Below are 8,267 nucleotides of genomic sequence, written 5' to 3'. Positions count from 1 at the left end.
CCCCGCCCCGGCGGCACGGGCGGGTTCGTCGCCGACGGGCCACCACGACCGCCCGTTCCAGACGAACCCGCCCGTCTAGGGCCCTCGCTGCGGACGCAGCCCGGCCGCCGCCAGCCGCGCCCCGAGCTGCTCGACGTCCAGGGCGGTCGCCCAGTCCCATCGGACGAAGGAGGTCACCTCGTCCAGTCGCCTCACGGCGTCCTCCCTCTTCTTCTCGTCGATCACGACCTGGGCGGGCGTTCGTCCGGCGAGGAAGACCGGGTCCGAGTACTTGAGGTCGCCGTCGGCCTCGCCGACCGCTCCGACGTCCGGCCACCAGAAGTCGACGGTCGAAAGGTGCCTGTCCGACTGCCGGAACTCGTGCTGCAGCTCTGGATCGGGCAGACCGAGGAGGCGCATGCCCACCCTGCTGACCGACTCCAGCGGCCGGTCGGCCAGCGGCGACGCGAAGGCCACCACGGCTTCGACCTTCCGGGCACCCCTGCGCGTGCCTCGCGACGCGAACTCGTCGACCAGCTCGGCGAGCGTGACCGCACCGGCCCGGAGTGCGTGGTCGGTCATGACGACGGAACGGGTGAACGACTCGGTCAGGCAGACGTCCACGAGGGCGACGGCAAGAGGCGTCAGGAGGAGGCCGCCACCTTCCACCTGCGCGTCCCACGAATGGATCCGCGCGTGCTTGACGAAGCCGTGCTCGTGCCTGCTGCCGCCAGCCGGCGGGACGAGCACGTGCACGTGGGCGGGGGGAGCCCCGACCAGGGGCATCCCGTGCAGCACCGCGGCTGACACGTGGCTGACGACCACGGGAGTCCGAGACGCTGCCGCAGCCGCTCGGATACGGAGGCGGTGGCGCTCGTCGACGCCCGCCGCAGCCCACGTCGACGTCAGCACGTACGCGCCGGGTCGCAGCCGCACGAGCTCTCCCCGTGCGCACGAGCGCCGCAGGACGACCGGGTCCAGGCCGACCGACGACACCTGGCGGCTGAGGAGCAGTTCGTGGTGGATGATCGGACTCTGCATGACCGGCAGCCTGTGCGCCCCGGCGGGCTGGCGCCTCCCCGCCCGGCCCCGGCTGGGCAGTGAGCGGCGCCGACGCTGTCTGTGCAGGGTCATCCAGCGGAGCCCTGGGGGAAGAACAGCGGGCGAGTTCGTCGCACGCGGTCTGTCACGACCGCCCGGCTACGACGAACTCGCCCGTTGAGGCGCGGCGCTAGCGGCGCGCGGCTAGCGGCGGTAGTTGGGCGCCTCGACGACCATCTGCAGGTCGTGCGGGTGGCTCTCCTTGAGACCAGCCGCCGTGATGCGGACGAACTTGCCCTTCGTCTTCAGCTCGTCGACCGTGCGCCCGCCCACGTAGAACATCGACTGGCGCAGCCCGCCGGTGAGCTGGTAGACGACGTTGCCGAGCGCGCCGCGGTAGGGCACCTGGCCCTCGACGCCCTCGGGGATGAGCTTGTCGTCGGTGGGGACGTCGGCCTGGAAGTACCGGTCCTTCGAGTACGACGTGTTCTTGCCGCGGGTCTGCATGGCCCCGAGCGAGCCCATGCCGCGGTAGTTCTTGAACTGCTTGCCGTTCACGAAGACGAGGTCGCCGGGGCTCTCGTCGCAGCCCGCGAGCAGCGAGCCGAGCATGACGGTGTCCGCGCCGGCGACGAGCGCCTTGGCGATGTCGCCCGAGTACTGCAGGCCGCCGTCGGCGATGACCGGCACGCCGGCCTCCCGCGCGGCGAGCGACGCCTCGTACACGGCAGTGACCTGCGGCACGCCCACGCCGGACACGACGCGGGTGGTGCAGATCGAGCCGGGGCCCACGCCGACCTTGATGGCGTCGGCGCCGGCCTCGATGAGCGCCTCGGCGCCCGAGCGGGTCGCGACGTTGCCGCCGATGACGTCGACGGCCGCGAACGACGGGTCGGCCTTGATGCGCTTGATCATGTCGAGCTCACCGGTGCTCTCGCCGTTGGCGGTGTCGACGACGAGCACGTCGACGCCCGCGTCGCGGAGCGCGCACGCCCGCTTCCAGGCGTCGCCGAAGAAGCCGATCGCGGCACCGACGCGGAGGCGGCCCTCGTCGTCCTTCGTGGCGTCGGGGTACTTCTCGCTCTTGTCGAAGTCCTTCACGGTGATGAGGCCGCGAAGCTTGCCCGACTCGTCGACGAGGGGCAGCTTCTCGATCTTGTGCTGGGCGAAGATCGCGACGGCGGAGTCGGGGTCGACCCCCTCGGAGGCCGTGATGAGCGGTGCCTTGGTCATGACGTCGCGGACGAACGTCGTCTGCATCTCGAACGGCGACACGAAGCGCATGTCGCGGTTGGTGATGATGCCGACGAGCGTGCCGTCGCGCTCGACGACCGGGAGGCCGGAGACGCGGAACTGGCCGCACAGGGCGTCGACCTCGGCCACGGTCGCGTCCGGCGACGTCGTGACGGGGTTCGTGATCATGCCCGACTCGCTGCGCTTGACCTTGTCGACGTGGGCCGCCTGGTCCTCGATCGAGAGGTTGCGGTGGATGATGCCGATGCCGCCCTGCCGGGCCATGGCGATCGCCATGCGCGACTCCGTGACCGTGTCCATCGCGGCGGAGAGCAGCGGGACGGCGACGCGGATGCGCTTGGTGAGGCGCGACGAGGTGTCCGCCTCGCTCGGGATCACGTCCGTGCGCCCCGGGAGGAGCATGACGTCGTCGTACGTGAGTCCGATGAATCCGAACGGATCCGGCTGGTCCATGAGTCCCCTTCGAAGGAGCGAGTGAGGTGGGAGGAGGGAGCACCGGATCGCCGTCGACTCCGGTGATCGATCTTAACCCGGCCCGCGCCTCCTGCATTCCTGGCCCTGACACGCCGAGATCCGGCCAGAAGGACACGATTCGGTGACGAATTTTCGACTCTCGCCTGTGTCCTGCACGAAACACGGCCGACACACAGCGAAAGTATCTTCACCAACGACGGTGAGCCAGCGGCACCCGGGGCATCGCCCCGACTGGCACCTGTCCAGGAGGTTCCGTGAAACCCGACACGACCATCGCACCGCGCGCGCTGCGGCCTGCCCTGATCGTCACCGTCCTCGCGCTGTTGCTCGGCCTCGCCGGCTCCTTCGTCTCGGTGATGCTGGCGCCCGCCGCAGCCCACGCGTCCGGCGGTGCGACCGCCTCGTGCACCGTCGACCCCGCCACCGGCTGCATCCAGGGCAGCATCCGCACCTCGGAGGGCGAGCCCGCGAGCGGGGTCGTCCTGCAGGTGGCCGGCCCCGGCGGCTTCGAGCAGACCGCGGAGGTGGACGGCACCGGCCGCTGGGCGCTGCCCGTCACCGAGGCCGGCCAGTACACGGTCACCCTCGACACCGACTCGCTGCCCGACGGCCAGTTCCTCACCAACGCCGAGCAGGACGAGCGCATGGTGAACGCCACGCTCGGCGCCAACGCGGGCGTGATCTTCCAGCTCAGCGAGACCGAGGGCGCCACCACCGGCGGCGCCCAGGCCTCGTCGTTCAGCTGGGACCGCGTCGCGCAGCAGTTCGCCTCGGGCATCCGCCTCGGCCTGCTGCTGGCTCTCGCGGCCATCGGCCTCTCGCTGATCTACGGCACCACGGGCCTCAGCAGCTTCTCGCACGGCGAGCAGGTCACCCTCGGCGGGCTCCTCGCCTACGTCTTCGCGAACCAGCTCGGCATGAACATCTTCCTGGCGGCGACGCTGACGGTGGTCATCTGTGCCGCGACCGGGTTCCTGCAGGACGCCGCGATCTGGAAACCGCTGCGGAAGAAGGGGCTGAGCCTCACGCAGCTGATGATCGTCACCATCGGTCTCTCGATCGCGCTGCAGTACGCGTTCCAGTACTTCTTCGGCGCTGCGACGGTGCGCATCCAGACGGCCAACCCGACGACGGTCACGCTCGCCGGGGTCACCCTGACGGTGCAGTCGTACGTGGCCATGGGCATCTCGATCGTGGTGCTCGTGCTCACCGGGCTGTTCCTCACGAAGACGCGCACCGGCCGCGCCACCCGCGCCGTCTCGGACAACCCGGCCCTGGCCGCCGCGTCCGGCATCGACGTCGACCGCATCATCCGCCTGGTCTGGACGCTGGCCGCCGGCCTCGCGGGCCTCTCCGGCGTGATGCTCGGCCTCGTGCTCAACGGCGTCAACTGGATGACCGGCCTGCAGATCCTGCTTCTCATGTTCGCGGCCGTCACGCTCGGCGGACTGGGCACCTCCTTCGGGGCGCTCGTCGGCTCGCTCATCATCGGCGTCATCGTCGAGCTCACCAACCTGGTGCTCCCGGGTGACTTCAAGTACGCCACCGCACTGCTCATCCTGATCGTCATCCTGCTGTTCCGGCCGCAGGGCATCTTCGGTCGCGCCGAGCGGATCGGTTGAGGGGAAGAACCATGGACTACGTCATCGACCTCATCCGCCAGCTCACCGGCGAGGCGCTCGCCCCGACCACCGCGGCGTTCGCCCTCGCGGCCATCGGCCTCAACATCCACTTCGGCTTCACCGGCCTGATCAACATGGGCCAGGCGGCTTTCTTGCTCGTCGGCGCCTACGGCTTCGCGATCTCGCTCGTCAACGGCCTGCCCCTCGGGCTGGCCGTGCTCATCGGGCTCGCGGGCGGTCTCGTGTTCGCGCTCATCCTCGGCGTGCCGACGCTGAAGCTCCGGGGCGACTACCTCGCCATCGTGACCATCTGCGCCGCGGAGATCATCCGCATGGTCGGCCGCTCGAGCATCCTCACGGACGTGACCGGCGGCTCCAACGGCATCACGGGCTCGTCGTACCGCGACCCGTTCACCGCCCTCTCGCCGCTGCCGGACGGCCAGACCACGATCCTGTGGTTCACCTACGACAACAACGGCGTCAACGGCTGGTGGATCCGCATCGTCGCCTGGGCGCTCGTGGCCCTGCTCTGCCTCATCGTGTTCCTGCTCAGCCGCAGCCCGTGGGGCCGCGTGCTGAAGGGCATCCGCGAGGACGAGGACGCCGTGCGCAGCCTCGGCAAGAACGTGTTCTCGTACAAGATGCAGGCGCTGGTGTTCGGAGGCGTGATCGGCTCGTTGGCGGGCATCATCTACGTGCTGCCCTCGTCGGTGCAGCCCGACGCCCTCGGCCGCTCGACGACCTTCTTCATCTGGACGGCCCTGCTGCTGGGAGGCGCCGCGACGGTGTTCGGACCGGTGCTGGGGGCGATCCTGTTCTTCGTCGTCCGCCTCCTGATCCGGACCCTGGCAGGCGACTTCATCCCGGCGAGCATCATGAGCAACCAGCAGGCGGACCAGTTCTCGTACGTCCTCGTCGGCATCGCCCTGATGTGCCTCATCATCTTCCGCCCGCAAGGGATCCTCGGGAACAAGAAGGAGTTGTCGTTCAGTGTCTGAGACGAACACGTCGAGCACGACCTCGGCGAACACGACCGGCACGACCGGCGCGGCCGGCCGTCGCGACAAGCCCGGCTACGACTACGACCGCGAGGTGCTGCGCGGCAAGCTCGGCAGCGTCGAGCGCACCCCCGGCTCGGCCAAGCCCGACTCGATCCTCACCGTCGACAACGTCGTGCGTCGCTTCGGCGGCATGACCGCCGTCGACGTGCAGCACGTCGAGGTGCAGCGCGGCGCCATCACCGCGCTGATCGGCCCGAACGGCGCCGGCAAGACGACCTTCTTCAACCTGCTCACCGGGTTCGACAAGGCGTCGTCGGCACCGACCACGTTCAAGCGCGGGGCCGACACGGCCAAGTGGGTCTTCGACGGCAAGCCGATGGGCAACGTCGGCGCCGCCAAGGTCGCCCGGGCCGGCATGGTGCGCACGTTCCAGCTGACGAAGGCGCTCTCGCGCCTCACCGTCATGCAGAACATGCTGCTCGGTGCCCGCGACCAGCCCGGCGAGAACTTCTTCGTCGGCATCGTGCCGCCGCTCTGGCGGGCGCGCGAGCGCGAGATCACCATCAAGGCCGAGGACCTGCTGCACCGCTTCAAGCTGCACGAGAAGAAGGACGACTACGCGGGCAGCCTCTCCGGCGGCCAGCGCAAGCTGCTCGAGATGGCCCGCGCCCTCATGAGCGACCCCGAGATGATCATGCTCGACGAGCCGATGGCCGGCGTGAACCCGGCCCTGACGCAGTCGCTGCTCGGCCACATCCAGAGCCTGCGCGACGAGGGCACCACGGTGCTGTTCGTCGAGCACGACATGCACATGGTGCGGCACATCTCGGACTGGGTGATCGTCATGGCCGAGGGCAAGGTCGTGGCCGAGGGCCCGGCCGACACCGTCATGGACGACCAGGCCGTCATCGACGCCTACCTCGGCGCCCACCACGACACCGACCTCGGAGACGACTCGCTGCTGACGGACTCGGTGCTCGAGGAGCTCGAGCAGGAGGTGGCGGCCGAGGACGCGGCCCGCGAGGGCGACGCGACGGGCGCCTCCTCGACGACCGGCTCAGGCGGCACGCCGGGGCGCGACCTGCCCGGCTCCCCCGACCCGTCGACCCCGGCGGCCACGAACGCGGCCGCCGACCAGCAGAGCGGAGACAAGCGATGAGCGCCTCGACGACCGAGATGCACCCCGGCACCGAGAAGTTCGCCGGCATCGAGCCGATCATGAACGCCAGCGACCTCACGGCGGGCTACCTGCCCGGGGTGAACATCCTCAACGGGTGCGACCTGGTCTGCTACCCCGGCGAGCTGATCGGCATCATCGGCCCGAACGGCGCCGGCAAGTCGACGCTGCTCAAGGCCCTGTTCGGCCTCGTCAAGATCCACTCGGGCAGCGTCACGCTCGGCGGCGAGGACATCACGAACCTCAAGGCCAACAAGCTCGTGCAGGCCGGCGTCGGCTTCGTGCCGCAGACGAACAACGTGTTCCCCTCGCTCACCATCGAGGAGAACCTGCAGATGGGGATGTTCCTCCGCCCCAAGCTGTTCGCCGAGCGGCTCGAGTACATCTACGACCTGTTCCCCGTGCTCGGCGACCGCCGCGGCCAGCGTGCCGGGTCGCTCTCGGGCGGTGAGCGCCAGTCGGTCGCGATGGCCCGCGCGCTGATGATGGACCCCAAGGTGCTGCTGCTCGACGAGCCGTCGGCCGGCCTCTCGCCGGTGCGACAGGACGAGACCTTCATCCGCACCCGCCGCATCAACAAGGCCGGCGTCTCGGTCATCATGGTCGAGCAGAACGCCCGTCGGTGCCTGCAGATCTGCGACCGCGGCTACGTGCTCGACCAGGGCCGCAACGCCTACTCGGGCACCGGACGCGAGCTGGCCGACGACCCCAAGGTGATCGAGCTCTACCTCGGCACCCTGGCCAAGGACATGGACTCCTGAGATCGATCTGAGCACCGTCGAAGGCCCCGCACGATCTCGTGCGGGGCCTTCGTCGTGCGGGGCCTTCGTCGTGCGGGGCCTTCGTCGTGCGTGGACGGGGGCGCAGGCAGGCGTGCCGGGACGGGACCCGGCGCGCCTGGGCTGCCCCGCGCCTCCTTCGCTGCCTGACGCCGGCTGACCGCACCGGCACAGGCACCAGAGCGAGAGAGATGCTCGCGGCCAGCCCTGCAGGTGCTGGCTCCGCGGCCTCGTGCAGTTCGCATCACTCTCAAATCACGGGGGGGGGGGGGGGGGGGGGGGGCCGGGGGGGGGGGGGGGGGCGGGCGGGGGGGGGGGGGGGGGGGCCCCCCGGGGGCCCCCGGGCACCCCGGGGCCCCCGGGGGGGCCGGGGGGCCCCGGGCGGTGGGGCCGGCCCGGGCCCTCGAAGGGGGTGAGCCGATCATCCTGGTCGCCAACGACCACGAGGAAGTCGGTTCGCAGACCCGCTCTGGGGCCGGCGGCCCCTTCCTCGAGACGGTCCTGGGCCGACTGGCCGGGGTGCTCGGTATCAATGGCGACGCCCGGGCGGCCATGCTCGCCCGCTCCATCTGCGTGTCCGCGGATGCCGGTCACGCCGTCCACCCGGGTCATCCTCAGCTGCACGACCCGGCGGTCAGACCGGCTCTCAACCGGGGGCCGCTGGTCAAGATCAACGCCCAGCAGCGCTACGCCACCGATGCCGTCGGCACCGCCGTGTGGCTGCGCGCCTGCGCCGCTGCAGACGTGCCGGTGCAGGATTTCGTCTCCAACAACACCGTCCCCTGTGGTACGACCATCGGCCCGATCACCGCCGCGCGGCTGGGGATCACCACCGTCGATATCGGTCAGCCCCTGCTGTCGATGCACTCCCAGCGGGAGATGTGCGGCGTCGCCGACGGACTGTGGATGGCCCGGGCCATGCGGGCCTTCTGGCTGGGGG

At 70.3% G+C, this 8,267-nt stretch carries 6 protein-coding genes and 1 pseudogene; 5 read left to right on the top strand and 2 right to left on the bottom strand.

What is annotated here, in order from left to right:
- Positions 1–75: 75 nt before the first annotated feature.
- Both RWM17_RS09745 and guaB read right to left on the bottom strand, forming a co-directional pair.
- The gene (locus RWM17_RS09745; RefSeq protein ID WP_314103126.1) at positions 76–1,020 is read right to left on the bottom strand and encodes a type IV toxin-antitoxin system AbiEi family antitoxin domain-containing protein; all 945 of its coding nucleotides are present in this window, start codon (positions 1,018–1,020) and stop codon (positions 76–78) included.
- Between the two features lie 204 nt (positions 1,021–1,224).
- On the bottom strand, positions 1,225–2,727 hold the full coding sequence (gene guaB / locus RWM17_RS09740) for an IMP dehydrogenase (RefSeq protein ID WP_314103123.1): 1,503 nt from the start codon (positions 2,725–2,727) through the stop codon (positions 1,225–1,227).
- A gap of 275 nt (positions 2,728–3,002) precedes the next feature.
- On the opposite strand from guaB, the gene RWM17_RS09735 reads away from it, so the two are divergent.
- From RWM17_RS09735 to RWM17_RS09715, 5 genes and pseudogenes are all read left to right on the top strand, one after another.
- Positions 3,003–4,370 carry a branched-chain amino acid ABC transporter permease gene (locus tag RWM17_RS09735; protein WP_314103120.1) on the top strand — a complete coding sequence of 456 codons (1,368 nt, stop codon included), beginning with the start codon at positions 3,003–3,005 and terminating at the stop codon, positions 4,368–4,370.
- Positions 4,371–4,381: 11 nt separating this feature from the next.
- Entirely contained in the window at positions 4,382–5,368 is a 987-nt protein-coding gene (locus RWM17_RS09730) for a branched-chain amino acid ABC transporter permease (protein WP_123547729.1), read from the top strand.
- Positions 5,369–5,462: 94 nt separating this feature from the next.
- Positions 5,463–6,530, top strand: coding sequence for an ABC transporter ATP-binding protein (locus RWM17_RS09725; protein ID WP_314103128.1), 1,068 nt, complete (start codon positions 5,463–5,465; stop codon positions 6,528–6,530).
- A 17-nt stretch (positions 6,531–6,547) separates the two neighbouring features.
- Positions 6,548–7,309 carry an ABC transporter ATP-binding protein gene (locus RWM17_RS09720; protein WP_123548291.1) on the top strand — a complete coding sequence of 254 codons (762 nt, stop codon included), beginning with the start codon at positions 6,548–6,550 and terminating at the stop codon, positions 7,307–7,309.
- A 402-nt stretch (positions 7,310–7,711) separates the two neighbouring features.
- Positions 7,712–8,267: pseudogene (locus tag RWM17_RS09715) on the top strand (M18 family aminopeptidase); the annotation flags it as partial.

Source organism: uncultured Frigoribacterium sp., assembly GCF_963515265.1.
Taxonomy (GTDB): domain Bacteria; phylum Actinomycetota; class Actinomycetes; order Actinomycetales; family Microbacteriaceae; genus Frigoribacterium.
This window is presented reverse-complemented; position numbering and strand designations above follow the sequence as displayed.